The sequence below is a fragment of the Embleya sp. NPDC005575 genome, assembly GCF_040605455.1.
In the GTDB taxonomy this organism is placed as follows: domain Bacteria; phylum Actinomycetota; class Actinomycetes; order Streptomycetales; family Streptomycetaceae; genus Embleya.
In genome coordinates, this window is the sequence record NZ_JBEXCV010000135.1 from 1 (window position 1) to 24599 (window position 24599).

Annotated in this window: 22 protein-coding genes, 2 pseudogenes and 1 riboswitch; of the genes and pseudogenes, 18 read left to right on the forward strand and 6 right to left on the reverse strand. The window is 70.5% G+C overall.

Annotated elements, in window-relative coordinates:
* Positions 1–795 (reverse strand): lytic polysaccharide monooxygenase (locus ABZS54_RS32525; protein ID WP_355544270.1); only part of this gene is annotated, 795 nt, incomplete at its 3' end.
* A 765-nt stretch (positions 796–1560) separates the two neighbouring features.
* On the opposite strand from ABZS54_RS32525, the gene ABZS54_RS32530 reads away from it, so the two are divergent.
* The 5 genes from ABZS54_RS32530 to ABZS54_RS32550 all read left to right on the forward strand — a co-directional run bounded on the left by ABZS54_RS32530 (position 1561) and on the right by ABZS54_RS32550 (position 4920).
* On the forward strand, positions 1561–1752 hold the full coding sequence (locus ABZS54_RS32530; RefSeq protein ID WP_355544273.1) for a hypothetical protein: 192 nt from the start codon (positions 1561–1563) through the stop codon (positions 1750–1752).
* Positions 1753–1997: 245 nt separating this feature from the next.
* Positions 1998–2837, forward strand: coding sequence for a helix-turn-helix transcriptional regulator (locus ABZS54_RS32535; protein ID WP_355544276.1), 840 nt, complete (start codon positions 1998–2000; stop codon positions 2835–2837).
* Positions 2821–3036 (forward strand): DUF397 domain-containing protein, encoded by a 216-nt coding sequence (locus ABZS54_RS32540; protein ID WP_355544279.1) that lies wholly within the window; start codon positions 2821–2823, stop codon positions 3034–3036. Before ABZS54_RS32535 ends, ABZS54_RS32540 begins: the two co-directional genes overlap by 17 nt.
* A gap of 109 nt (positions 3037–3145) precedes the next feature.
* A riboswitch (TPP riboswitch) is annotated at positions 3146–3318 on the forward strand.
* 299 nt (positions 3319–3617) lie between these two features.
* Entirely contained in the window at positions 3618–4229 is a 612-nt protein-coding gene (locus tag ABZS54_RS32545) for a GNAT family N-acetyltransferase (RefSeq protein WP_355544282.1), read from the forward strand.
* Positions 4230–4431: 202 nt separating this feature from the next.
* Positions 4432–4920, forward strand: a complete 489-nt coding sequence (locus ABZS54_RS32550; RefSeq protein WP_355544285.1) for an SRPBCC family protein — start codon at positions 4432–4434, stop codon at positions 4918–4920.
* Between the two features lie 113 nt (positions 4921–5033).
* Here the strand turns inward: ABZS54_RS32550 and ABZS54_RS32555 are convergent, their stop codons facing one another.
* From ABZS54_RS32555 to ABZS54_RS32565, 3 genes and pseudogenes are all read right to left on the reverse strand, one after another.
* Positions 5034–5774 (reverse strand): alpha/beta hydrolase, encoded by a 741-nt coding sequence (locus ABZS54_RS32555; protein WP_355544288.1) that lies wholly within the window; start codon positions 5772–5774, stop codon positions 5034–5036.
* A gap of 85 nt (positions 5775–5859) precedes the next feature.
* Complete coding sequence (locus tag ABZS54_RS32560; protein ID WP_355544291.1) at positions 5860–5997, reverse strand: hypothetical protein; 138 nt, start codon at positions 5995–5997, stop codon at positions 5860–5862.
* A 133-nt stretch (positions 5998–6130) separates the two neighbouring features.
* Positions 6131–6232 (reverse strand): annotated as a pseudogene (locus ABZS54_RS32565) (alpha/beta hydrolase); the annotation flags it as partial.
* Between the two features lie 664 nt (positions 6233–6896).
* Here ABZS54_RS32565 and ABZS54_RS32570 point away from each other — a divergent pair.
* The 6 genes from ABZS54_RS32570 to ABZS54_RS32595 all read left to right on the forward strand — a co-directional run bounded on the left by ABZS54_RS32570 (position 6897) and on the right by ABZS54_RS32595 (position 13844).
* Positions 6897–8003 (forward strand): substrate-binding domain-containing protein, encoded by a 1107-nt coding sequence (locus ABZS54_RS32570; RefSeq protein ID WP_355544294.1) that lies wholly within the window; start codon positions 6897–6899, stop codon positions 8001–8003.
* A 97-nt stretch (positions 8004–8100) separates the two neighbouring features.
* Complete coding sequence (locus ABZS54_RS32575; RefSeq protein ID WP_355544297.1) at positions 8101–8910, forward strand: ATP-binding cassette domain-containing protein; 810 nt, start codon at positions 8101–8103, stop codon at positions 8908–8910.
* Positions 8907–10169, forward strand: a complete 1263-nt coding sequence (locus ABZS54_RS32580; protein ID WP_355544300.1) for an ABC transporter permease — start codon at positions 8907–8909, stop codon at positions 10167–10169. The genes ABZS54_RS32575 and ABZS54_RS32580 overlap by 4 nt, the downstream gene beginning before the upstream one ends.
* Positions 10170–10225: 56 nt before the next feature.
* A complete protein-coding gene (locus ABZS54_RS32585; RefSeq protein WP_355544303.1) occupies positions 10226–11407 on the forward strand; it encodes an ROK family protein in 1182 nt (393 codons plus the stop codon).
* A 495-nt stretch (positions 11408–11902) separates the two neighbouring features.
* Complete coding sequence (locus tag ABZS54_RS32590; protein ID WP_355544306.1) at positions 11903–12340, forward strand: VOC family protein; 438 nt, start codon at positions 11903–11905, stop codon at positions 12338–12340.
* 556 nt (positions 12341–12896) lie between these two features.
* Positions 12897–13844, forward strand: a complete 948-nt coding sequence (locus ABZS54_RS32595) for an SDR family oxidoreductase (RefSeq protein WP_355544309.1) — start codon at positions 12897–12899, stop codon at positions 13842–13844.
* Between the two features lie 132 nt (positions 13845–13976).
* Here ABZS54_RS32595 and ABZS54_RS32600 read toward each other — a convergent pair whose 3' ends face one another.
* Entirely contained in the window at positions 13977–14885 is a 909-nt protein-coding gene (locus ABZS54_RS32600; RefSeq protein ID WP_355544312.1) for a zinc-binding dehydrogenase, read from the reverse strand.
* Positions 14886–15518: 633 nt separating this feature from the next.
* On the opposite strand from ABZS54_RS32600, the gene ABZS54_RS32605 reads away from it, so the two are divergent.
* The 7 genes from ABZS54_RS32605 (at position 15519) to ABZS54_RS32635 (ending at position 23829) form a co-directional block, all read left to right on the forward strand.
* Entirely contained in the window at positions 15519–16697 is a 1179-nt protein-coding gene (locus ABZS54_RS32605; RefSeq protein ID WP_355544315.1) for a PP2C family protein-serine/threonine phosphatase, read from the forward strand.
* Between the two features lie 273 nt (positions 16698–16970).
* A complete protein-coding gene (locus ABZS54_RS32610; protein ID WP_355544318.1) occupies positions 16971–17621 on the forward strand; it encodes a hypothetical protein in 651 nt (216 codons plus the stop codon).
* 366 nt (positions 17622–17987) lie between these two features.
* Positions 17988–18767, forward strand: coding sequence for a 3-oxoacyl-ACP reductase FabG (fabG, locus tag ABZS54_RS32615; RefSeq protein ID WP_355544321.1), 780 nt, complete (start codon positions 17988–17990; stop codon positions 18765–18767).
* Positions 18761–19936, forward strand: a complete 1176-nt coding sequence (locus ABZS54_RS32620) for an acyl-CoA dehydrogenase family protein (protein ID WP_355544324.1) — start codon at positions 18761–18763, stop codon at positions 19934–19936. The genes fabG and ABZS54_RS32620 overlap by 7 nt, the downstream gene beginning before the upstream one ends.
* Entirely contained in the window at positions 19933–21042 is a 1110-nt protein-coding gene (locus ABZS54_RS32625) for an acyl-CoA dehydrogenase family protein (RefSeq protein WP_355544327.1), read from the forward strand. The genes ABZS54_RS32620 and ABZS54_RS32625 overlap by 4 nt, the downstream gene beginning before the upstream one ends.
* 211 nt (positions 21043–21253) lie before the next feature.
* The gene (locus ABZS54_RS32630) at positions 21254–22795 is read left to right on the forward strand and encodes a long-chain fatty acid--CoA ligase (protein ID WP_355544330.1); all 1542 of its coding nucleotides are present in this window, start codon (positions 21254–21256) and stop codon (positions 22793–22795) included.
* Positions 22792–23829, forward strand: a complete 1038-nt coding sequence (locus tag ABZS54_RS32635; RefSeq protein ID WP_355544333.1) for an NADP-dependent oxidoreductase — start codon at positions 22792–22794, stop codon at positions 23827–23829. The genes ABZS54_RS32630 and ABZS54_RS32635 overlap by 4 nt, the downstream gene beginning before the upstream one ends.
* Before the next feature lie 175 nt (positions 23830–24004).
* Here the strand turns inward: ABZS54_RS32635 and ABZS54_RS32640 are convergent.
* Positions 24005–24599 (reverse strand): annotated as a pseudogene (locus ABZS54_RS32640) (hypothetical protein); the annotation flags it as partial.

The following is a 24599-nucleotide window of genomic DNA, read 5'->3' on the forward strand; positions in this document are numbered from 1 at the left end:
GCCGGCGGGGCCGGTGTCCGGTACGGCCGCGGCGACCGGCGCCTCGTTGATGCTCTCGTGGTTGTGCCCGCCGGGTTCGATGTACGGCGCGCCGGTCTCGTGGGCCAGCGGTGCGGTCGCCGGGTTCACCCGTGCGGCGGCGGGTGCGGCGGCGGCGCCGAAGACCACATCCGAGCAGGAGTAGAACGCCTCGGGGCTGTCGGTGCGTTGGTAGACGACGTAGATCAGGTGCCGACCGGTCTTGCCGGTGGGCATCCGCCCGTTCATCACGAACGACCCGTTGTCCAACGGCGGATCGGTCTGGGTCAGGAACGGCGTGGGCTCCAGGTCCGACCACTTCAGCGGCACCGTGGGGTCGTATCCGTCCCTTGTCACATAGAACTCGAACGTGCCGCGATGCGGCGAGGTGGCCCGGAACAGGAAGTTGAAGGTGCTGCCTGCGGAGACCGTGGTCGCCGGCCAGTCGGCGCGCGCCTGGTCGAAACCCTTGTACTTGTCCCGCCCGGCACTGCACAGCTTGCCGTCCGGAATCACTTGACGATGCCGGCCGGCAACGTCCGCGAGGTTGACCTCGTTCCAGTCGTACACGGGCTGCGTGCCGCCGATCGCGACAGCCGCCTTGCACGCGGCGGACGTGGGGTTCTCCGGATTCTCGGCGCGACAGGTGCCGGTGCGGCTGAGCGGGTTGCTCAGGGTGCCGTGTGCCTGCGCCGTTCCGGTGGCGAGCGCGGTGATCGTCAGGGGCGTCAGACAGCAGGCCGCAGCGAACGCCGCGGCCTTGCGGCGAGACTTCATGAAGCCCTCCGGGTAAGGGAGTTGCCGATATCGGGGACGTACGGGGGCCTCGAACGGGAGCTCCCTCGCGGGAGTCCTCGGATGGGGCGAATCGGCGTGGATGGGACGGTCGGCGCGGATGGGTGAGTCGGCGCGGGTGGGACGGGGATCCGCGATGGCCGCGACGGATCCGGCTGTTCCGGCTGTTCCGGCGTACGGGTGCCACCGCCCGCGGACCGAGGGGAGAGGTATAGACCACTGGCTGCGGCGGTACTCAGAGTCGCCGTGCTCGCCCGGTCGCGCAAGAGCGCGGAGCCGGTCTTTCCGATTGCATCGCGCGATTCGACGGTCATTACTCCCCAACCGAGGCGTTGCGAATCGCGCCGAAACATCGGGATGGCCTGCACGGCTTTGCTTCTGACGTGGCGTCAGTTGTGTCGTCATTGTGGCGAGGAAAAAATTTCCGCCATCGGGACCGGCCTTGCCAATACTTGCCGGGCGCCCCCAAAAAGTGCCCTCACACCTATGGACGGGGACAGGGTTGGTATAGACCATTGTCCGTGCCGGGACACTCGTCGACGCGATGCGGACGGCGATCGTCCGGACCTTTCGAGGATCGGCGCCATCGAGAACCACCCGAACACCAAGCACCATTCATCCCCACAGCAAGCACTCCGCCCTCAAGCACTCCGTCCCAAGTACCCCGGCACCAAGCACCCCGACACCGACTGCCGCACCGCCCGGCCGCGAGCGGTGGTGCACGCCAACCGGCGGCGTGCGCACGGCATGTCCAGCACCGCTCTCGTCCCCCGACTCGTGTCCCAAGACGTGTCCAGGAGCCGGCTCGATGATCTGGCGTTCTGGTCGGCGGGCCGCGACAACGACTCCTGCCCGGGCGGCGGCGTCTCACCCACGTGCAGCGGCATCAGCCAATCCCCGTACGAATTCACCAACCTCTTCGAGAACTTCACCGGCTGAACGCACCCGACCCGGCATCGGTCGACCCCCTTTCGACCGTTGCCTCCCAGGCCCGGCGGCGCCCACGCGACGCCGCCGGGCCCACCTTCACTCCGGAACCGGCCGGCCTCGGCGACGTCGGCTCACCCCGAGACCGGATAGGGGACGGATATCGGGATTCGCGCGTATCGCATCACTTTCAACCGTTACGTTGATCTCGGGCCGGGGCCGACCCTGACGTTGCGTACGAAGCGGAGTGATGATCCATGCCACGCAGGAATCTGGACCCCTACAAGTCACCAAGGGCCTTCTACGCCTCGGAGTTGCTCCGACTGCGCGAGGCCGCGGGGCTGACCCAGGCCCAGCTCGCCGAGCACGTGTTCTGCCACGATTCGAACATCGCCCACTTCGAATCGGGTAAGCGGCGGCCTCTGGTGGAGACCTCGAAGATGTTCGACGAGGTGTTCGACACCGGCGAGCACCTCCAGCGCCTCTGCGCGTTGGCCCGCCGGTCCGGGCACGCCGAATACTTCGCGGACGCGGCGGAGTTGGAGGAGCGCGCGCTGACGATCAGCGAGTACTCACCGATGCTGGTACCGGGCTTCCTGCAAACCGAGGCGTACGCACGCGCATTCACCAAGTCCGCTCGCCCCTTCACCGCCGAGGACGAAATCGAAGAACTCGTGCGAACGCGCATGGAGCGAGCGCGGCTGCTGGACAGGCAACGCCCTCCCAGAATCTGGGAGATCATCCACGAGGCTGCGCTGCACGTCGTCGTGGGGTCGCCCGAGATCATGCACGAACAATTGCTGGCCATCGTCGAGGCCGGCAGAAGTCGCCGCTACCTGGTGCAAGTGCAGCCGTTCACCGACGGCCCGCACCCGTTCATGACGGGCGTCGTCTCCTTGATGTCCTTCGCGGATGCCTCACCTGTCGTATACGTCGAGGGCGCTTACACGGGCCAGCTGATCGACGATCCGACCGTGGCCGGGAGCTATCAGAAGGCATACGATCTGGCCAGAGCGGCCGCGCTCTCGCCGACGGCTTCCCTGGTCCTGATCGAATCCGCAGCGAAGGGTTTCGCAACCGATGAGCATCGCACGTGACCTGAGCATGGCCCGCTGGCGCAAGTCCTCCTACACCAATGCTGATGGCGGTAACTGCGTCGAGGTAGCCGGCGGCCTGCCCGGCGTCGTCCCGGTCCGCGACAGCAGGGTCCCCGACAGCCCCATGCTGGTCTTCGCGAACGACGGCTGGTCGGCCTTGTTGTCCGACATCGGGCACAGCGCTCACACGGCCCACTGACAACGGTTGGGGTCCCGAGGCTCAATAGCCCCGGGACTCCAACCTCGTCCCACTTTCGGCCGACCCCTTGGCGAGGCTTTTGTCCAGGAGTATGGTGGTTAGTGGCCTACGGGGCGAGCGAGGGAGTTCGATCGATCAGTGGTTGGCCTTGGAGATGGGAGCTTCGGCTCAAGCCAAGGTCGGGTGGTCGGGCTGAGAGGCGTGAAGGTCGAATGGACCGGAACGCGACCCCTAGCACCTGATCCGGACAATGCCGGCGCAGGGAGCCCACCTCGTAGGTCCTTTTCGCGCGTACGTCCGCCCGGTCACCGGGCCCGACGAACGCGCGTTCGCTTGTCTTCACCGGAGTTGTAGTACTCGCGCCGGCCACCGCCAACCATCGTTTGCGTTGTGGCGAGCGAACCTTCCAGTGAGCCCCCACGCGCCGTCAGTCGATGGGGGTGGCGAGTTCGTACACGACCTCCAGGTACGCCGCGGCAACCGCGCTCAGACCGGTGCGCGGCCCGACGCGGACGGCGGGTAGTCCCGGACGGCGAACAATGGCATTGCCCGGTCGAGCGCGCGCCCACCACCCTGGGCACATGCAGCGAGACGCACGCGAAACCGACGACGCATCCGGGCCCCACCCCCTCCCCGACATCCACGTACGCGCCGCCGAACCGGCGGACGGACCCGCGCTGACCCGGATCGACCACGACACCTGGAGCACGCGGGTCACCCCTACGCCGCCCCTGCCGCCGGCACGCCCGTTCTTCGACCCCGACACCCCGCCGGCAAACGTGCTGGTCGCGTACGAGGGGTCGGAGGTACGCGGCTTCGTCAAGATACGTCCGTCCCGGATGGCCGCCAGTGGGCACGTCCAATACATCCACGGCTTCGCGGTGGATCCCGCCCATCAGGGCCGTGGCATCGGCGTCCTGCTGCTGACCGCCGCCCGCGCGGAGGCCGTTCGCCGCAGCGCCCGACGGATCACGCTGCACGTGCTGGGGACCAACTCCCGCGCGTGGCGGCTGTACGAGAAGTGCGGATACACGGTCGAGGGCATCGCCAAAGGCGAGTTCCTGCTCGACGGCCGCTACGTGGACTCGGTGTCGATGGCGCTGGAGCTGGAGCCGGCGGCGGCGCTCGACCCGGTGGGGAACACAGCGGAGGAGGGTGACGCCGGCACACCCCCGAGCGCGGATCGTCCGTAGGGCGAAGCCGGGGACGGGTGCCCGCCCGCTTCGGGGTGCGTGATCGGCCGATCGGACGACGTCCGCGTGGTTCCGTCGCGTCCTTCGGCGTGGCGTGCGCGCGGTGCCGGACTGCCGGGCCGAGCCGGCGGATAGTGGAACGAAGGCGATCCCCGGCACCGGTCGCGCCCGCGTCCGCTGCCGCACCCTTGGGAGAAACCCCGTGTCCGATATCCAGTTCACCTACGTCATGTACATCCGCACCACCCCCGAGGAGTTGTGGCGCGCACTGACCGACCGGGCCGAGATCAGCCGCTACTTCGACGGCTCGGGACCGGAATCGGACTGGCAGGTCGGCTCGCCGGTCCGCTGGTGGATGTCACCGCGGACGGCACCGCGTGACGCCGGCCAGGTGGTGCTGGCGGCCGAACCGCCTCGTCGACTGGCGTACACGTGGCACAACTACGAGCCCGAGATCGGTGAGATGTTCGGCTGGAGCGCGGAACAACTCGCCGAACACCGCCGTGAGCCGATCTCCCGGGTCTCCTTCGACCTGGTACCGCTGGGCGAGGTGGTCGCGCTGCGCGTCCTGCACGAGGGCTTCGCGCCGGATTCCGAGATACTCAAGAGCATCCGCGAGGGCTGGCCGATGATCCTGTCCAACCTCAAGACGGTGCTGGAAACCGGCGAGACCCTACGCTTCGGCGCCTAGCACCGGTCGGCGAATACGGAGATGTCCGTGTCGGCGGGAGGAATTCGGGGCGCCGATCGCGGCCCGAGGCGTGAGGGGTGAGTGAACGTCGCGGCGCGGGAGAAGTCGACCGGTCAGTGGGCGGGGTCGCGGGGGTGGACCGGGTCGGCGACCTTGGCGGGCGTGCGCAGGAAGGACCTGGTCACCTCGGTGAAGGCTTGGGGCTCGGCGGCGTGGATCAGGTGGCCGGCCGGGATGGTGACCACCCGGGCGTCGGAAAGACGGCGGGTCCACTCGGTGACACGGTCCTGCGGAATATGGCTCGCCGAGCCGCCGGCAACGACGAGGGTGGGGGCGGTGATTCGGGCCAGGCGCTCCCACCACACGGGATCGGGAGTGTCGACCTGCTTGCGGACGGCGACGACCATGTCCCAGTCGAAGCCGAGTTCGCCCTCGGGCCGCGTCGGCGGGATCGGGTCGCGCGGCAGCGGTACGGAGACGTCCTCGAGCACCAACCGTCCCACCCGTTCCGGGTGTTCCTGCGCGAACACGTAGGCCACCACGCCGCCCAACGAGTGCCCGATCAGGTCCACCCGATCGAGGCCGAGTGCGTCGAGGAAGCCGACCAGGTCGTCCCGCATCAATTCGATGGAGTAGTCCCCGGGCCAATCGCTGCGCCCGTGCCCGCGCAGATCGACCGCGTACACCCGCCACTGCTCGGCCAGGGCTTCGGCTATGCGGACCCAGTGCGTGGCGTCCTCGCCAAGTGCGTGCAGCAGCACCAGCGGCGGGGCCTCCGGCGCACCCCACACGTCGTACGCCAAGCGGATCCCGTCGATCTCGACCACGCTCGATACACCCCTCGATTCACCCATATTCGGACCATATCCGCGCGACAGCCGTCGACGGAACGCCGTTCGCTCCGGGCCGAATGGGTCGGGCGCCGCCGAATCCCGCGCCTTACGCCATCGCGTCCGGTACCGCCGCCGCAGCGTGGCCTTCCAGCGGCCCGATGTCGCCGCTGGTCTGCCCGTACCTCACGCCGAGCGGGCCGAGCTTGGCCTTCGCCCGCTCGCTCCGGAAGGCAACCTTGACCAACGCCTCGTACAGGTCACCGGCGGCCTCGGAGCGGGCCAGGCCGGAGTCCTGGATGGCGCGGCGCGTACGCGGGGCGGCGTATCCGCGGGGCGTTTCGTGCGGCGAGGGCGGGGCCGGAGTCGACGGTGGGTCGGATCCAGCCGTCGAGCGACTCCAGGAAGGCGTCGAAGTCGTCGCGGTGGATGAAGTGGCCCACGTTCTCCACCACGCGTACCTCGAAGCCGTTCCCGCGCAGTCCCGACGAACAGGCTGACAGCTGTGCCCATCGCGAACATCCCGACGGTGATCGGCTCCGCCGTCGCCGCCCCGATGTTGAGGTCGAAGAAGGTGATCCCGACCATCAGCGCGTCGAAGTAGATCCACCGCGTGCCGAACACCTCGGCCCACCCCAGCCCCAGCCCCACCCCGGCCAAGCACACCCGAAAAGGTTGCCGCGCCCGTCCACACCGTCCACTCGGCCCACCCAACACACCCACCCCCCACCTAAGTTGCGGCTCGAAACTTAATCCGCGCCCAAGCCTCACCCACCCGCGTTCGCGATCCGAAGCCACTCGACGCCAACCGGGCCGCAAAGCGTTGATTCCTGAAGATCCTCCCGGCTAACAACCAGTTTTTGGTTCGCTTACGTTTCCGAACCGTTACCGTAGCCGGCATTTCTCAGGGGTTCCGGGGTCTGGCGAACACCCGATGAGGCTATTACGTTGTCGCCCACAACATTTAAGGCGACACCGCCTTCACCTGTTGCAGCTGCCCGCTGTCGTGCACCCGCGCACCCGTCTGTCACACGCCACACAGCCCGCACCGCACCACCCCGCCGCACCACCCGACGCCGCACCACCCCCGACGACGTCTTCCACGTCCCCGCCGGCCCCACCGGCGCGTGCCCGAAGGGATCCACCATGCGCAAGAGGTTCCTCGTGTCCGTCTCCGCCTGCGCCGTACTCGCCGCCGGCACCCTCTCCGCCTGCTCGGACGATTCCGGCACCGGCTCGTCCGGCTCCACGAACGGTGGTGGCAAGAAGGCCAAGATCGGCGTGATCCTGCCCGACAGCAAGACGTCGGGCCGGTGGGAGACCAACGACCGCAAGTACCTCACCGACGCCTTCAAGGCCGCCGGCGTCGACTACGACATCCAGAACGCGCAGGGCGACAAGTCCCAGTTCCAGACCCTGGCCGACCAGATGATCACCAACGGCGCGACCGTCCTGATCATCGTCAACCTGGACAGCGGCACCGGAAAGGCCGTTCTGGACAAGGCCAAGTCCCAGGGTGTCGCCACCATCGACTACGACCGACTGACTCTCGGCGGCAGCGCGCAGTACTACGTCAGCTTCGACAACGTGAAGGTCGGCACGTTGATGGGCCAGGGCCTCGAAAAGTGCCTGTCCGCCGCGAACGCGCAAAAGCCCACCGTCGCGATGCTCAACGGCTCGGCCACCGACAACAACGCGACGCTGCTCAAGCAGGGCTACGACGCGGTACTCAAGCCGAAGTTCGACTCCGGCGAGTACGTCAAGGGCCCGGACCAGGCCGTCCCGGACTGGAACAACACCGAGGGCGCGAACCTGTTCGAGCAGATGCTCACCCAGTCGCCGAACATCTCCGGCGTCGTGGCAGCCAACGACGGCCTGGGCAACGCCGCGATCTCGATCCTGAAGAAGCAGAAACTCAACGGCAAGGTCCCGGTCACCGGTCAGGACGCGGAAACCACCGCTCTGCAGAACATCCTGGTCGGCGACCAGTGCATGACCGTCTACAAGGCGATCAAGAAGGAGGCCGACGCGGTCTCCGGGCTGGCCGTCGCCCTCGCCAAGGGCCAAAAGCCCGCCGTGCCCGCCATCGTCCGCGACCCCGAGGGCAAGCGCGACGTGCCGTCCGTGCTGCTGGAGCCGTTGGCCATCTACAAGGAGAACGTCAAGGACGTGGTCGCCGACGGGTACGTCACCAAGGACACCCTGTGCACCGGCGCGTACGCCGCCAAGTGCACCGAGTTCGGCATCAACTAGCCCAGCACGTCGCGCAGTTGCGCCGGAACCGCACCCACGAGGGTCGGTTCCGGCCGGCGCGAACCCGGCCGCCACCCCCACGCGAGGAGCCCGCACCGTGGCCCTGTCCCCCACCCCCGCCCCGCCGCCCGCGTCCGATCCCGTGCTCGAACTGCGCGGCATCAACAAGAGCTTCGGCGCCGTACACGTCCTGCGCGACGTGGACCTGTCCGTGTACGAGGGCCAGGTGACCGCGCTCGTCGGCGACAACGGCGCGGGCAAGTCGACCCTGGTCAAGTGCATCGGCGGCATCCACACCGCCGACTCCGGCGAGTACTTCTTCGGCGGTGCGCCGGTCACCGTCAACAGCCCCCGCGACGCGTCCGACCTGGGCGTCGAGATCGTCTACCAGGACCTCGCCCTGTGCGACAACCTCGACATCGTGCAGAACATGTTCCTCGGTCGCGAGCGCCGGCGCGGCTGGGTGCTGGACGAGGACAGCATGGAGCAGATCGCCGAGGAGACCCTGGCCGGCCTGTCCGTACGCACCGTCTCCTCGATCCGCCAGCGCGTCTCCAGCCTTTCCGGCGGCCAGCGCCAGACCGTGGCGATCGCCAAGGCGGTGCTGTGGAACAGCAAGGTCGTCGTCCTGGACGAACCCACCGCCGCGCTGGGCGTCTCGCAGACCGCGCAGGTGCTCGAACTGGTGCGCCGACTGGCCGACAACGGCCTGGCCGTCGTGCTCATCTCGCACAACATGAACGACGTGTTCGCGGTCGCCGACCGGATCGCGGTGCTCTACCTGGGCCGCACCGCCGCACAGGTCAGCACCAGCGAGATCACCCATTCCCAGATCGTCGAACTCATCACGTCGGGGCAGACCGAGGCACTCGGTCCCGGCGCGGGTCGAAACGGAGTGAACCGATGACGAGCAGCGTCCTGCCTCTCGCCGACAAGAGCGAGTCCGATGCGCCCGAGTCGCCGGTGATCACGCACATCAAGGGCTACATCGCCCGACTTCGCGGCGGCGACACCGGCGCGATGCCCGCCGTGCTCGGCCTGGTGGTGCTGTGCACGGTCTTCGCGATCATGCGCCCGAGGTTCCTGAGCGCGGGCAACTTCGCCAACCTGTTCACCCAGGGCGCCGCGGTCACCGTGATCGCCATGGGGTTGATCTTCGTCCTGGTATTGGGTGAGATCGACCTGTCCGCGGGCTTCGCCAGCGGCGTGTGTGCCGCGGTGCTGGCCGTACTGCTGACCGAACACGGCTGGCCCTGGTATGCGGGTGTGCTCGCCGCCCTGGTCGTCGGCGCGGTGATCGGCCTGGTGCTCGGCGTACTGGTGGCCAAGGTCGGCATCCCCTCCTTCGTGGTCACCCTGGGCGCGTTCCTGGCCTTCCAGGGCGTGTCGCTGCTCCTGGTCAAGGGCGGCACCAACGTACCGGTGCGCGACTCGACGATCCTGGCCATCTCCAACCGCAACCTCGCGCCGATCGTCGGCTGGCTGCTGGCCGCCGCAACCGTGGGCGGCTACGCGGCGCTGCAACTGCGCCGCAACCGCAGTCGCGTGCGACGCGGGCTGAGCGCCGAACCGATCGCGATCACCGGCATCCGGGTCGGCACGCTGGCGCTCCTGGTCGGCCTCGCGGTGTCCGTGCTCAACCAGGAGCGCAGTCGCAACGTGGTGATCTCCTCGCTACGCGGCGTGCCGATCGTGGTACCGGTCCTGGTGGTGCTGCTGCTGATCGGTACGTTCGTGCTGCGCCGCACGCCGTACGGGCTGAGCCTGTACGCGGTCGGCGGCAACCGCGAGGCGGCCCGCCGGGCCGGGATCAACGTGGACCGGGTGCGTATCTCGGCGTTCGTGATCTGTTCCACAATGGCCGCCATCGGCGGCATCGTCGCCGCTTCGCGGGCCAACTCGGTGGACTCGAACACCGGTGGCAGCAACGTGTTGTTGTATGCGGTGGGCGCCGCGGTGATCGGCGGCACCAGCCTGTTCGGCGGCAAGGGCCGGGTGTTGGACGCGGTGCTCGGCGGTGCCGTGGTCGCGGTGATCGACAACGGCATGGGGCTCATGGGGTACAGCGCGGGCGTCAAGTACGTTGTGACCGGCGTCGTGCTGCTCCTCGCCGCCGGGGTCGACGCCCTGTCGCGGCGGCGGGCCGAAGCCGCCGGGCTACGGTGACGCCGCCCTCCCCCTCGATCGACGCCACGGATGAGAAAGGCAGGGTCCGCAGCCCGATGCGCGCAGCGCCCACCCAGGAGGACATCCGCAGGCAGAACCTGGGGGCGCTGCTTCGCCACGTGCACGTGCTCGGCCCCACCTCCCGGGCCCGGTTGACCGCGGGCATGGGGCTCAACCGCAGCACCATCGGCGCGCTCACCGCCGACCTGGCGGCGGCGGGCCTGATCGTGGAGGAGGCCCCGCGGGACACCTCCGGCGGCGGGCGGGGCCGGCCCTCGCTCGTGGTCCGGGCGCAGTCGCAGCGGGTGTACGTGTACGCGTTCACGATCGGCGTGGACCGGGTGGTCGCGGCCCGGGTCGGGCTCGGCGGGGTGATCCTGGATCGCCGCGAAATACAGCGGCCCGGAAGCGGGTTCTCGCCCAAGGAGGTGGCCGAGGCGCTCGGCGGGTTCGTCGCGCAGATGCGACTGAGCGCGCCGCGCGACGGCGTGTGTGTGGGTGCCGGGGTCGCGGTCTGCGCAATGGTGCGCGGCTCGGACGGCACCATTCCCGAGGGGCACACCCCGGATTGGCGTGACGAGCCGCTGGGCGAGCGGCTGTCGGCGGCGATCGGCACCGTGGTCATGGTCGGCAACGACGCCGACCTGGGCGTGGTCGCCGAGCACACCCGGGGCGCGGCGGTGGGCTGCGACGACGTCATCTACCTGCACGGCGACGTGTGCATCGGTGGCGGCATCCTCTCCTCCGGGCGGCCGGTGACCGGCGGCGACGGATACGCGGGCGAGGTCGGGCACATGGTGGTCAACCCGGACGGCCGGCCGTGTCGGTGCGGGTCGCGCGGGTGCTGGGAGACCGAGATCGGCGAGTTCGCGCTCACTCGCGGCACCGCCAAGCACGCGATCGGCGGTCTGGCCGACTCGGCGGCGCGCGGCGATCAGGACGCGGAGGAGGGGCTGCGCCGGGTCGGCGACTGGCTCGGGCTCGGCGTGGCCAACCTGGTCAACATCCTCAACCCGCAGATGGTGGTGTTCGGCGGGACGCTGCGCGAGGTGTACCTGGCCACCGCCGCGCAGGTGCGCAGTCGGCTCAACCGGACCTCGCTGGCGGTCACCCGCGAACACCTCAAGCTGCGCACGGCCGCGCTCGGCGACGACGCGCCGCTGTACGGCGCCGCCGAGTTGGCCTTCGCCCGCCTGCTGGACAACCCGTTGGAACCGGGGTTGGAACCGGCGGGCTGAGGGTCCTTCGGGGGCGGAAGTCGGCTCCGAGGGACGGCCGGGCGCGAGCCGACGAGCGGACGGGCCGGTGGGTCAGCGGGGGCGCGGTCCGGTGTGCACCACGTGGCGCGTCGGGGGCGTGCGGCCACGCGATCGGGTGGACTCGACCGATCGCTTCCGCCGTCCGGGTGACGGGGCGGGCCGATCGGCGTGGGGCGCCCTGTTTCATGGAGTTCGTGTGGCCGTCGCGTTCGGACGATTGCATCGCGCCCGAGCATCCCCGAACGCGACGGTCGGTTTCGGTTCACCGGGGACGGCCGGCGGTACCGGTCGCGGCACGCGCCTCGGTGGCCGGGCGGCGGGGCGGCGGTCTCCCCCTGATCGACGTCCCTACCGCCGGGCAATCACGGTCCGGACGCCGGGGGACAGGTCACGGTCGACCTCGACAGTGGCCTGCTACACGGCTGCGTCCTTGCCGGCAATACCTGATCGGCCCGACTCCGTAGCATGCAACGCATGGCCATCAAGCTTGAGAACGTCGGCATCGCCGTTCGCGACCTCGACGCAACGATCTCCTTTTTCACCGACCTCGGCCTCACGGTGGTCGGCCGTGACACGGTCAGTGGTGAGTGGACCGACACGGCCGTCGGCCTTGATGGCAATCACGCCAAAATTGCGATGCTCCAGACGCCAGACGGTCACGGCCGCCTTGAGCTCTTCGAGTACATCCACCCCGAAGCGATCGAGTCGAAGCCCACTCGTCCCAACGAGATTGGCATGCATCGCGTCGCCTTCTCAGTCGACAACATCGATGAAGCCCTTGAGGTGGCCGCAAAGCACGGATGCCATCCGCTTCGCGGTGTGGCGACCTATCAGGACGTCTACAAGCTCACGTACGTCCGCGGTCCCAGCGGCATCCTTGTGATGCTCGCCGAGGAGCTGAAGAAGAACTGACGGCCGATCGGGTCAGAGGCGAGCTGTCCGACTGTTGGTCGACAGGGCAGAAGCAACGAACTCGTCGACGCCGCCTACCGGGAGCCTCCGGGTCCTGGCGCCGGGATGTTCACCACCAGCGAGGTTGCCCCCGCCCCTTGCCGAGCGCGGCAGCAACCGCTCCCTGTCGCAGGTCCACCGCCTCGTCGCCGGCACACCCGAGCGGCTGCCGCTGCGACATCGGGCGCCGCCTCGGCACCATGACCGACCGCAGCCCGCGTCGCCGGCCTCCCCCTGGCCGCGGAGCACCGCGCCGACGACGACACCACAGCCCGCCCGCTCGCCGAAGAGGCCGGAGAACCCCGGCGCCGCTGAACCCCCGATGACCACTCAGGGTGACCAAGACCCCTCGGCAGCCGAAGGACGCCACTGCCGATTGCGCGGGGTCGCCACATTGCCACCCTTTGTGCGGCGTCGCGCTCGCATCTCTCGGCAGCACACCGGGGTTTGCCCCGTGGGCATTCCCGGGCACGCACGCACGAAGGCCCAGCCCGCAGGTCGATTCGAAGGAGCCGGCATGTCGACGCCCACGCCCCAGGGGCGCACGCCCCAGGGCCGCACGCTCCAGGGCAGGGTCGCTCTCGTGGCCGGCGCCACCCGAGGCGCCGGGCGCGGGATCGCGGTGCAACTCGGCGCGGCCGGCGCGACCGTGTACGTGAGCGGACGCAGCACCCGCGAGCGGCGCTCGGAGTACGACCGGCCGGAGACCATCGAGGACACCGCCGATCTGGTCACCGCCGCAGGCGGACAGGGCATCGCGGTGCCCACGGACCATCTGGATCCGGTGCGGGTGCGAGCTCTGGTGGCCCGGATCGACGCCGAGCAGGGTCGGCTGGATGTGCTCGTCAACGACATCTGGGGCGGCGAGAAGTTGTTCGCGTGGGACACCCCGGTGTGGGAGCACGACCTGGACGACGGGTTGCGCCTGCTCCGGCTCGCGGTGGACACGCACGCGATCACCAACCACCACGCGTTGCCGCTGCTGCTGCGCACACCCGGCGGCCTGGTGGTGGAGATGACCGACGGCACCGAAGAGTACAACCGGGACACCTACCGGGTGTGCATCTTCTACGACCTGGCCAAGTCGGCGGTGCTGCGGATGGCCTTCGCGCTCGGTCACGAGCTGGGTACGCGCGGCGCCACCGCCGTCGCGCTGACTCCCGGGTGGCTGCGCTCGGAGATGATGCTCGACAACTTCGGCGTGACCGAGGCGAACTGGCGGGACGCGATGCGGATCCAACCGCACTTCGGCATCTCCGAATCCCCCGCCTACGTCGGCCGGGCCGTGGTGGCGCTGGCCGGCGATCCCGAAGTGGCCCGCTGGAACGGGCAGTCCTTGTCCAGCGGGCAACTCGCGGGCGTGTACGGCTTCACCGACCTGGACGGCAGCCGGCCGGACGCGTGGCGCTACCTGGTCGAGGTCCAGGATCCGGGGCTGCCGGCCGACCAGACCGGCTATCGCTGAGCCGGGCCGCGCGCTGCGCGCAACGCGTTTCGGCTGGGTGGCGTGTCCGGCTCATGGCTCGGCTCAGGGTCGGGAATGCCTTTGGCTCGGCTCAGGATCAGGACCGCATTCAGTTCAGGGGCAAGACCGCATTCAGCTCAGAGTCAGGACCGCCTTGCCCCGGACCCGACGGCCGAGCAAGAGAGCGGTGGCCTCGCCGACCTTGGTCCAGTCCGCCTGCCAGTCGACGGGCGCGTGCAGCAGTCCGTCCGCGACCAGGCGGACCACATACGCCAGATCCGCCGCCGAGTCACCGCCGCGCTTGAAACCGATGATCGAGGTCTCGGGGCCGATCAGGCTGTAGGAGGAGAAGTCCGCCCGCTCGCCGGACGCGGCGCCGATCGTGATCACCCGTCCGTTCGGTGCGAGCCGAACCAGCAAGTCGGTCAGGAGTGGGCCGCCGACGTTGTCCAGGACGACGTCCAGCGGCGCGTCCAACTCGGCCGGGTCGGTGAGCACTCGGTCCGCTCCGTAGCCGGACAGGCCCTCGCCGCGCTCCGGGCTGCCGACGAAGGCGCTCACGTGCGCACCGGCGAGATGGGCGAGTTGCACCGCGAACGTGCCCACCCCGCCGGCCGCGCCGGTGATTCCGACGCGGGTGCCCGGTGCGACCTCGGCACGACGCAGCGCCCGCAGCGCGGTGACCGCCGCCACCGGGAGCGTCGCGGCTTGTTCGAAGGTGACCTCGTCGGGCAGTACGGCCAGTTCGTTCACGTGTACGGCGCGCAGTTCGGCCCAGCCGCCACGCCAGTCGAAGGTGATCACCCGTTCGCCCACCCGCGGCCCACGCCCGGAGGCGGCCGCGCGCTCGACCACACCCGCCGCATCCCAACCGGGAATGGTGCCGTTCGGGGTGTCACCGTCGACCTTGGGCAACTCGCCGAAGTTCAGCGAGATCGCGGCGATCCGCACCAGGACCTGATCGGGTTCGGGGACCGGGTCGGGCACGGTGTCGATCCTGAGCCGACCGGGCACGGCGTGGTCGACGACGAGAGCGCGCATCAGGGGTACCCCCAGTTTGGAGTTCGACTTGCCAGGAAGCGCAACTCCCGCAGAGGCGCGGGCATTCCGCCCCGGCAGCGGGCGGCCGAGATCGGGCAAAGCGAAAGGGCAGGCGGGGAGCGGAGCAGCCGGCAGGACCACACCGGCCACAAACGCCTCCCGATGCCGGTTGCACGTCGCCCCGCGACCGAAACCCAACCCCGTCCGACCCGGACCCGACGGAGCACAACCACACCAGCGAGCACACGCGCAGCCAGGGCGGCCGGCAGGGCCGGCACGAGCCCGGCAAACACCTCCCGATGCCGGTTGCACGTCCGCTCCGCAGCCGCGCCGGCCGGCGCTCCGCGCCGGGATGCGCGTCCGCTACGCGGCCGGAAGACCCGACCCGGTCCCACCCACACCCCATCGCGAGGTCACGCCGGCAGACGCCGCAGACCGGCCCCGCACAGCACCCGCGCCTCGTGCACCACATGCACGAGGCCCGGCCCGGCCTGCCCGGCCCGGTGGCAGCCCCGGCCGGGTGTGAGTGGTGGGGCTGCGCGGGAGGGCGCGGTACGTGGTCGGGGGCGATCAACCGTGTGGCGTAGCTGGGCGTGGGCCGGATCGGGAAAGGATTGGGAGGACCGATGACCCATGACCGGCCCACTGCGGGTGAACCAGGACGGTGCCTTCCCGATGAGCGAGAGCCCGGTGGTCGACGCGGGCGGCAGGCGGGCGATGCGGCGGTTGATTCCGCTGTTGCCGGTCCTGCTGTACGTCGTGATCGTGGCGGTCGACTTCGGCACACCCGCCGAATTTCGGATTGACACGATGTTGTGTCTGGTGCCGATGACCGCGTCGAGCCTGACGACGGTGCGCCTGACCGCGGCGTACGCGGTGCTGGCGACGCTGACGTTCCTGATCCTGGATCCGTTGCTGGCGCCGACCGGCTACACGCACGACTGGGCCGGGTTCGTGGTTGTGGTGCTGGGCGGCGCGATCGCGGTGGCCACGGTGTTGCTGCGGACGCGATTGCAGGATCGGGTGTCGCGGCTGGGGAATGTGGTGGAGCACGTGCAGCGCGCGTTGTTGCCGCCGGCTCCGCCGGTGGTGGGCGGGGTCCGGGTCACCTGCAGCTACCTGGCGGCCGAGCGCGACGCGGAGGTGGGCGGGGACGTCTACGACGTGGTGGCCACGCCGTACGGGACGCGCGCGTTCATCGCCGACGTACAGGGCAAAGGGCTGACCGCGGTCGGCGCGAGTGCCGCGCTCGTCGGCACCTTCAGCGAGGCGGCGTTCACCGAGTCGGACCTGCGCCATGTCGGGGATCGCATGGGCGAGGCCCTGGAGCGGTTCGGCCGCAACCAGGTGCTGCTCGGCGAGCCGGACACGGACTGGTTCGCCACCGCGCTGATCGCCCGATTCGGCCCCGAGGGCCTGGTCGAGTTGGTCAACCACGGCCACGAGGCACCTGCCCTGATCGGCCCGTCCGGTGTGCGCTGGATCGACGTGCCGCCCGAGCTGCCACTGGGTCTGGCCGGGCTGGTTCCCGCCGAGGAGCGGGGACCCGCGTACCGGTTCCGGATGGCGTCGGACGAGTTGTTGCTGCTGTACACGGACGGCACCACCGAGGCTCGGGACGCCGACGGGCGGTTCTTTCCGCTGCGCGAGTGGGTCGCCCGGCATGTCGACCCGAGCCTGTCCGCGGCCGATCTGCTCGGCCTGCTGCAACGGGCGCTGCTGACGCACGGCGGCGGCCGGCTCACCGACGACGCGGCGCTGATGGTGCTGGGCCTGGGGCAGGCGGACCCGGACGGCGGACCCCCGGAGTAGCGCCGGCTCGACCGAGCACCGGGCGGGGCTGGAACTCCCTTCCCACTCCGCTATGTTCGCGGCATGTCGATTCCGGGAGAGCAGCCCCGTCCGGCTCCACCGCACGGGTATTCGCAGTCGGGCCCGCCCCGCTTCCCACCGCCCGGCCCGTACGGCCAGGTGCCGGCGCAACCCGGGCCCTATCCGCAACCACCCGGCTCGCTCCCTTCTCCCTCGCCGGCCGGGCCGGGGTTCGGACCGGCGGGTGGGCCCTACGGTCCGCCGCCCGGATCCGTGGGTGGGCGCGGCCGAGGGTGGCTGTGGGCCCTGGTCGGAGCGGGGGCCGCCTCGGCGGTGTGGGCGGGCGCGGTGTTCGCCACCGGCGGGTTCGGCGACGCCGACGGCGGGCCCGGTCAGGCGGGTTACCGCTACACCGCGGACCTGTGCGCCGCGACCGACCTGGGCGCCTTCACCGGTTTCGTGGCCAAGGACGACGCCAAGCCGAACGCGACCGGCATGCGCGAGCCCAACCTGGAAACCATGGGTTGCAGCGCCCAACTGGAGCCGAGGGACTCGTCGAACGGCGCGAACCCGGTGGCCTGGATCACCGAGACGGTGACACTGCACAAGAAGACCGATCCCAGGGACGAGTTCGGCGCGTCCCTGCGCTCCTTCAAGGCGCAGAAGACGGAGCAGTCCCACTACACGGTCGACGAGGTGCGCGGCCTGGGCAACGAGGCGTACCTGGTGGTCCAGGTCCCCGAACCGGGCAAGGGCTCGGACGGGGTGGTGTGGGTGCTGTTGGCCGTGCGCGAGGGCGGCATGACGTATCAGACCACGTGGGTGAGCACCGGTGCCGGCGGCGGCCCGGAAACCACTCCCAAGCAGGCCGGGGACATGTTGGTGAAGAGCGCGAGGGCAACGCTGGCGAAGCTGCGGTCCTGACCGCGTCGGGATCGGCGTCCGCACGCCGTCCGGGGTCCGGGGAAGGCGCCGCACACGGCGGTCGGGGAGACGACGGCCCGGCCGCCGTGCGGCGTCGCGGAGCCGTGCATGCCGTTTCGCTCGGCCCCGGCGGCGTGCACCTCGCGGTGAACACTCGAACGAGTTCGCGTTGCGCTCTAGCCTTGATACCGACCGGTCGGTACCGTGAGGCCCAGCATGAATCCCGCTCCGCCACTTCCGACGCACGCGCATACCGACCAGTCGGCACCCCATCGACCGGACGTGCGGATCACCTCCTCGGACGGCGGGGCGCGGTATTCGCCGGCCGACCTCGTGACCAGTGACGACCCGGAGGATCCAGCACCCATGACCGAGAACACTCCCGCGACCGCGACCACACCGCGCGTGGCCATCGTGACCGGCGCCGCCCGCGGCATCGGTGCCGCCACCGCGCGCCGGCTCGCCGCCGAGGGCATGGCGGTGGCCGTGCTCGACCTGGACGAGGCCGCCTGCGCCGACACGGTGGCCGCGATCGTCGCGGCCGGCGGCAGCGCGCTCGCCGTCGGCGCGGACGTCACCGCCGGCGAGCAGGTGGACGCCGCCGTCGCGCGCGTGGCCGACACGCTCGGCGCGCCGACCGTGCTCGTCAACAACGCGGGTGTGATCCGCGACAACCTGCTGTTCAAGATGTCCGACGGCGACTGGGACACGGTCATCGACGTGCACCTGCGCGGCGCGTTTCTGATGAGCCGGGCGGTCCAGGCGCACATGACCGCGGCGGGCTACGGGCGGATCGTCAACCTCTCCAGCTCGTCCGCGCTGGGCAACCGCGGTCAGGCGAACTACTCGGCGGCCAAGGCCGGACTTCAAGGCTTCACCAAGACGCTGGCCTTCGAGCTGGGCAAGTTCGGCGTGACCGCGAACGCGGTGGCGCCCGGGTTCATCGTCACCGACATGACCGCCGCCACCGCGGCCCGCGTCGGCATGGAGTTCGAGGCCTTCCAGCAGGCCGCGGCCGAGCAGATCCCGGTCCGCCGGGTCGGCCGGCCCGAGGACGTCGCGAACACCATCGCGTTCCTGGCGAGCGAGGGCGCGGGCTTCGTGTCCGGCCAGGTGATCTACGTCGCCGGCGGCCCGCTGTGCTGACGGCGACCGAACTCGGGGACAGGGTAGGCGAGTTCATCGCCGCTCACCCGGACACCGACGACGCGCTCGGCTACCTGCGGGCGCGTTTCGACGCGGGACTGGCCTGGGTGCACTACCCGGTGGGCCTGGGCGGGCTGGGCGCGCCGCGCACGCTGCAGGCGGCCGTGGACGCGCAATTCGCCGCCGTCGGTGCACCGTCCAACGACCCGGGTCGGATCGGCATCGGGTTGGGTATGGCCGCGCCGACCGTGCTCGCGTACGGCACCGAGGAGCAACGCACACGCTGGTTGCGGCCGTTGTGGACCGGCGAGGAGGTGTGGTGCCAGTTGTTCAGCGAACCCGGCGCCGGCTCCGACCTCGCCGCGCTGGGCACCCGCGCGGTGCGCGACGGTGACGAGTGGGTGGTGGACGGCCAGAAGGTGTGGACGTCGATGGCGCACGAGGCACGCTGGGCGATCCTGGTCACCCGCACCCACCCCGAACTGCCCAAGCACCGGGGGATGACCTACTTCGTCTGCGACATGACCGCACCCGGCGTCGAGGTGCGTCCGCTGCGCCAGGCCACCGGCGAGGCCGAGTTCAACGAGGTCTTCCTCACCGGCGTGCGCATCCCCGACGCCCACCGCCTGGGCGACATCGGCGAGGGGTGGAGCGTGGCGCGCACCACGCTGATGAACGAGCGGGTGGCCATCGGCGGCGGTGTCGCACCGCGCGAAGGTGGCATGATCGGAATCGTCGCCGACACCTGGCGCGAACGCCCGGAGTTGCGCACCGCCGGGCTGCACGACCGGCTGCTGCGGCTGTGGGTGGAGGCCGAGGCGGCCCGGCTGACCTCGGCGCGGCTGCACCTGCAACCGGCGGGCGAACCCGGCCCCGAAGGCTCGGCGGCCAAGCTCGCGTTCGCCCGGCTCAACCAGGACATCTCCGGCCTGGAAATGGAGTTGCTGGCCGAGGAGGGCCTGCGCCACGACGAATGGACCATGCGCCGCCCCGCGTCGGTGGACTTCACCACCCGCTCCCCCGGCTACCGCTACCTGCGCGCCAAGGGAAACTCGATCGAGGGCGGCACCTCGGAGATCCTGCTCAACGTCGTCGCCGAGCGTGTCCTGGGCCTGCCCGCGGAGCCTCGGGTGGACAAGGACGCCGCGTGGAAGGACCTGCCCCGATGAGCGCCATCGAGCACCTCCTCTACACCGAGGACGAGAGCGAACTGCGCTCCGGTATCCGGGACCTGCTCACCGAGCGGGTGACCCTGGCCGCGCTGCTCGCCCGGATCGAGACGAACGAGCCGTACGACCCGAAGTTGTGGCGCGTGCTGACCGAGCAGATCGGCGCGGCCGGGCTCGCGGTCGACGAGGCACACGGGGGCAGCGGTGCCTCCTGGCGGGAAACCGCCGTGGTCATGGAGGAGTTGGGCCGCTCGGTCGCGCCGACCGCGTTCCTGGGCAGCGCGGTGCTCGCGACCGCCGCGTTGCGGGTGGTGCACGCCGGCGCGCTGCTCGCCGATCTGGCCGGCGGCCGGCGCAGCGCGACCCTGGCGGTCCCCTTCGCCTCCGTTCCCGGCGCCCGACTCCCGTACCCGGTACGGGCCGGCGGCGACGTGCTGACCGGAACGGCGAGCTCGGTCGTGGACGCCGGCACCGCCGACGTGCTCGTCGTCGCGGCCGAGGCCGCGGGCGGACCCGTGCTCTACGCGGTCGACGCCGATCAACGCGGCGTCGAACGACGCCCGGTGGTCTCGCTCGACCTGACCCGACCGTTGACCGACATCGTGCTCACCGGCGCGACCGGCACCGCGCTGGCCCGCGGCGAGCGGGCCGAGGCGGCGGTGGCAACCGCGTTCACCACCGGCGCCGCGCTGTTGGCGTCCGAGCAGCTCGGCATCGCCGAGTACTGCCTGGAAAGCACCGTCGCCTACATGAAGACCCGCAACCAATTCGGCCGTCCGGTCGGCTCGTTCCAGGGGCCCAAGCACCGCCTGGCCGCGCTGTGGGTGTCGATCACCCAGGCGCGCGCGGTGGCCCGCTACGCCGCGGCCTGTGTGGCCTCCGACGACCCCGACACCGCCGTCGCGGTCGCCGTCGCGCAGGCGCACTGCTCGGAGATCGCGGTCCGCGCCGCGGAGGAATGTGTGCAACTGCACGGCGGCATCGGCTTCACCTGGGAACACCACGCGCACCTGTACCTCAAGCGCGCCAAGGCCGACGCGCTCGCGTTCGGCACCCCCGACCGGCACCGCGCGATCCTCGCGCGGCTGGTCGACCTGCCCGCCTGATCGGGCCCGGGGGCGGGGGCGGTGCGCCCGCCCCCGGAGCCCGCGAGACCGCGCAGGGCGTGCGGTTGACGGTGCGGCACACCGTCGAGATCGAGGGCGTCGCCAAGCCCGCATGCGTCGCGGACACCCTCTCCCTGCTCGTCCCGTAGCACCCCGGCCGACGTCCCCCGGCGTCCGGCCGCCCCGGCACCTCGACAGGTAAGGATCACACGTGAGCTTCAACCTCGCCGTCATGCTGCGCGAGTCCCGCCTCGCGACCCCCGACACTGCGTGTCTGATCCACCAGGGAAGGCCGATCACCTATCGCGAACTCGACGATCTCAGCAGCCGGTTCGCCCGGGGGCTGCGCGCGAACGGGCTCGGCCGGGACGACGTGCTGGCGATCTGCCTGCCCAACGTGCCCGAATTCGTGGTGGCCTACTTCGGCGCGCTCAAGGCGGGCGTCACGCTGATGCCGCTGAGTCCCCTGCTCAAGGCGACCGAGATCGCCTACCACCTCACCGACTCCGGCGCCCGGACGCTGCTCGCCTTCGACGTGTTCGCCACCGAAGCGCTGGGCGCCGCGGCAGCCGTACCCGGCACCGCGGTGTACATCGTCACCCTGGCCGAGGACGGCCCGGTGCCGCAGGGCACCCTCGCGTTCGGCCTGTTGCTGCCGGACGGCCCACCGGATCGGACCGAGCTGATCCGCGGCGACATCGAGCCGACGTCGAGCGACGACACCGCGGTCCTGCTGTACACCAGCGGCACCACCGGGCGACCCAAGGGTGCCGAACTGACGCACTTCCAGCTGTACTTGAACTGCACCACCTCGGGTGACCTGTTCGATGTGCTGCCCGGCGACGTCTCGCTCGGCGCGCTGCCGCTGTTCCACGTCTACGGGCTGTCCAGCGTACTGAACGTGTGTGTGCGCTACGGCGGAACCGTTTCCCTGGTGCTGCGGTTCGAGGCGCAGAGCGTGCTCGACCAGATGGTCCGGGACCGGGTGAGCGTGGTCGTGGGCGTGCCCACGATGTATGTCGCGCTGCTGGCCGCGGACCGCACCGGGCGCGACCTGTCCCGGCTGCGGGTGGGCAGTTCGGGCGGAGCCTCGATGCCCGGCGAGGTGATCCGCGAGTTCGAGGAGGCGTTCGGCATAGTGATACTGGAGGGCTACGGCCTCTCCGAGAGTGCGAGCACCGCGACGTTCAATCGCAGCGCGGACGACCGGCGGGTGTTGTCCGTGGGCAAGCCGATCTGGGGTGTCGAACTGCGCGTCGCGGACCCGGACGACGTGCCGCTGCCGCCCGGTGCCGAGCACGTGGGCGAGATCCTGCTGCGCGGGCACAACATCATCACCCGTTACCGCCGAGACGCCGACGCCACCGCCGAGGCGTTCCGCAACGGCTGGTTCCACACCGGCGACCTCGGCTATCTGGACGACGACGGCTTCCTGTTCGTCGTGGACCGCAAGAAGGATCTGGTGATCCGGGGCGGCTACAACGTCTATCCGCGCGAGGTGGAGGAAGTTCTGTACACCCACCCGGCGATCGCCGAGGCCGCCGTGGTCGGCAGACCGGACGATCGGCTCGGCGAGGAGGTCGTCGCGGTGGTGGCGCTGCGCTCCGGCGAGGCGGCCGACCCGGACGAGATCATCGCGTACTGCCGGGAACGCATGGCCGCGTACAAGTATCCGCGCGTGGTGCGAATCATGGACGAACTACCCAAGGGTGCTTCCGGCAAGATCATGAAGAAGGAGTTGCGTTCCGTATGACCATGTCCGCCGACGGGCCCCTGCCCGCCGACCTGATCAACCGGCAGATCCGGCTGGCCGCACGCCCGTTCGGCCTGCCCAAGCCCACCGACTGGGACGTGGTCGAGGAACCGGTGGGCGAACCGGCCGACGGCCGGCTACTGGTGGAGGTATCGCACATCTCGCTCGATCCGGCGATGCGCGGCTGGATGAACGACGCGCGCTCGTACATCCCGCCGGTGCGGATCGGCGAGGTGATGCGCGCCGGCGCGGTCGGCCGGGTGATCGCCTCCCGACACCCGGACTTCGCGGTCGGGGAGCATGTCTACGGCCAGTTCGGCGTGCAGGAGTACGCCGAATCGGACGGGCGCGGTCTGCGCCGGGTGGATCCGGCCGCGGCGCCGCTGTCGACCTACCTGGGTGCACTTGGAATCACCGGACTGACCGCGTACTTCGGACTGTTCGACATCGGCGACCCGCAACCGGGACAGACCGTGCTGGTGTCCGGCGCCGCCGGCGCGGTGGGCAGCGTGGTCGGACAACTCGCCCGGCTCAAGGGCTGCCGAACCGTCGGCATCGCGGGTGGCCCGGACAAGTGTCGGCTCCTGGTCGAGGAGTTCGGCTTCGACGCGGCCGTCGACTACAAGAACGAGGACGTCAAGGCCGCGCTGCGCAAGCACTGTCCGGACGGCGTGGACGTGTTCTTCGACAACGTCGGCGGCGAGATCCTGGATGCCGCGCTGACCCGGCTGGCCCGGGGTGCGCGCGTGGTGATCTGCGGCGCGATCTCGCAGTACAACAACACCGAACAGGGTCCGGGCCCGGCGAACTACCTGTCGCTGCTGGTGAATCGGGCGTCGATGACCGGCATGGTGGTGTTCGACTACGCCGATCGCTACGCCGAGGCGGGCGCCGAGTTGGCCGGGTGGCTCGCGGACGGGCGATTGCGCTCGCGCGAGGACGTGGTCGATGGCGATGTGACGGCGTTCCCGCAGACGCTGCTGCGGCTGTTCTCCGGTGCCAATACCGGAAAGCTGGTGCTGCGGATCCGCTGATCGACGGGCATCGACGGGTGCGGCGGCCGACTTCCCCTGACGGTAGGCCCGCCGCCCCGACGGCCGTCATCGACGCACCCCGGCAGGAATCCCGCCCGCTGCCCTCCTGCTTTGCGCGGCCGGGGTCGACGCATCGGTCGGGCCGAGTCCCGATGACGTACGCCTCGTGGGTGAATCACGTGTGGTGCAGGGTGGCGAGTTCGCGGCCGAAGGCGATCACCAGGCGGTTGCCCGGGGCCACGGTCAGGGTGTCCACGGGCAACGGGAACAGCAGGCAGGGGCCGAGCGGTGTGCGGGTTGTCAGGTCCCATACGCGCACCGCGCCGCGCTCGTCGGGGGCGCCGGTGGAGCCGCCGATCGCCGCGACCGGCCGGCCGTCGAGCAGTCCGGTGGCCACGGCCGACACGTGCTCGGCGAGAGGTTCGCCGATCGGCTCGCGCGTGATCAGGTCCCATACCCGCGCCCCGTCCCGGCCGCCGGTCACCGCGACCGGACGGCCCCGGACGACGGCCGTGGCCACGCCCGTGACCACGCACGTGTGCCCGGTCAGGGGTGCGCCGAACTCCGTCCCGGTGGTCAGGTCGAACACCCGCACCGCGTTCTCGCGTCCGGCGCCCCGGCCGGAGTCGGCACCGACCACGACGACCGGACGCCCGTCCAGCACCGCCGTCGCCACCGGCCCCACCGCGTCGGTCAGCAGCTCGCCGAGCGGCAGGCCGGTGGCCGGATCCCATACGCGTACGCCGGCCGAGTCGCCGGTCACCGCGACC

What these genes read in the sequence shown, in the direction of transcription:
- ABZS54_RS32530 (WP_355544273.1), top strand. Translation starts at nt 1,561, where the DNA reads ATGTCCAGCACCGCTCTCGTCCCCCGACTCGTGTCCCAAGACGTGTCC.
- ABZS54_RS32535 (WP_355544276.1), top strand. Translation starts at nt 1,998, where the DNA reads ATGCCACGCAGGAATCTGGACCCCTACAAGTCACCAAGGGCCTTCTAC.
- ABZS54_RS32540 (WP_355544279.1), top strand. Translation starts at nt 2,821, where the DNA reads ATGAGCATCGCACGTGACCTGAGCATGGCCCGCTGGCGCAAGTCCTCC.
- ABZS54_RS32545 (WP_355544282.1), top strand. Translation starts at nt 3,618, where the DNA reads ATGCAGCGAGACGCACGCGAAACCGACGACGCATCCGGGCCCCACCCC.
- ABZS54_RS32555 (WP_355544288.1), bottom strand. Translation starts at nt 5,774, where the DNA reads ATGGGTGAATCGAGGGGTGTATCGAGCGTGGTCGAGATCGACGGGATC.
- ABZS54_RS32570 (WP_355544294.1), top strand. Translation starts at nt 6,897, where the DNA reads ATGCGCAAGAGGTTCCTCGTGTCCGTCTCCGCCTGCGCCGTACTCGCC.
- ABZS54_RS32580 (WP_355544300.1), top strand. Translation starts at nt 8,907, where the DNA reads ATGACGAGCAGCGTCCTGCCTCTCGCCGACAAGAGCGAGTCCGATGCG.
- ABZS54_RS32585 (WP_355544303.1), top strand. Translation starts at nt 10,226, where the DNA reads ATGCGCGCAGCGCCCACCCAGGAGGACATCCGCAGGCAGAACCTGGGG.
- ABZS54_RS32590 (WP_355544306.1), top strand. Translation starts at nt 11,903, where the DNA reads ATGGCCATCAAGCTTGAGAACGTCGGCATCGCCGTTCGCGACCTCGAC.
- ABZS54_RS32595 (WP_355544309.1), top strand. Translation starts at nt 12,897, where the DNA reads ATGTCGACGCCCACGCCCCAGGGGCGCACGCCCCAGGGCCGCACGCTC.
- ABZS54_RS32600 (WP_355544312.1), bottom strand. Translation starts at nt 14,885, where the DNA reads ATGCGCGCTCTCGTCGTCGACCACGCCGTGCCCGGTCGGCTCAGGATC.
- ABZS54_RS32605 (WP_355544315.1), top strand. Translation starts at nt 15,519, where the DNA reads ATGACCGGCCCACTGCGGGTGAACCAGGACGGTGCCTTCCCGATGAGC.
- fabG (WP_355544321.1), top strand. Translation starts at nt 17,988, where the DNA reads ATGACCGAGAACACTCCCGCGACCGCGACCACACCGCGCGTGGCCATC.
- ABZS54_RS32625 (WP_355544327.1), top strand. Translation starts at nt 19,933, where the DNA reads ATGAGCGCCATCGAGCACCTCCTCTACACCGAGGACGAGAGCGAACTG.
- ABZS54_RS32635 (WP_355544333.1), top strand. Translation starts at nt 22,792, where the DNA reads ATGACCATGTCCGCCGACGGGCCCCTGCCCGCCGACCTGATCAACCGG.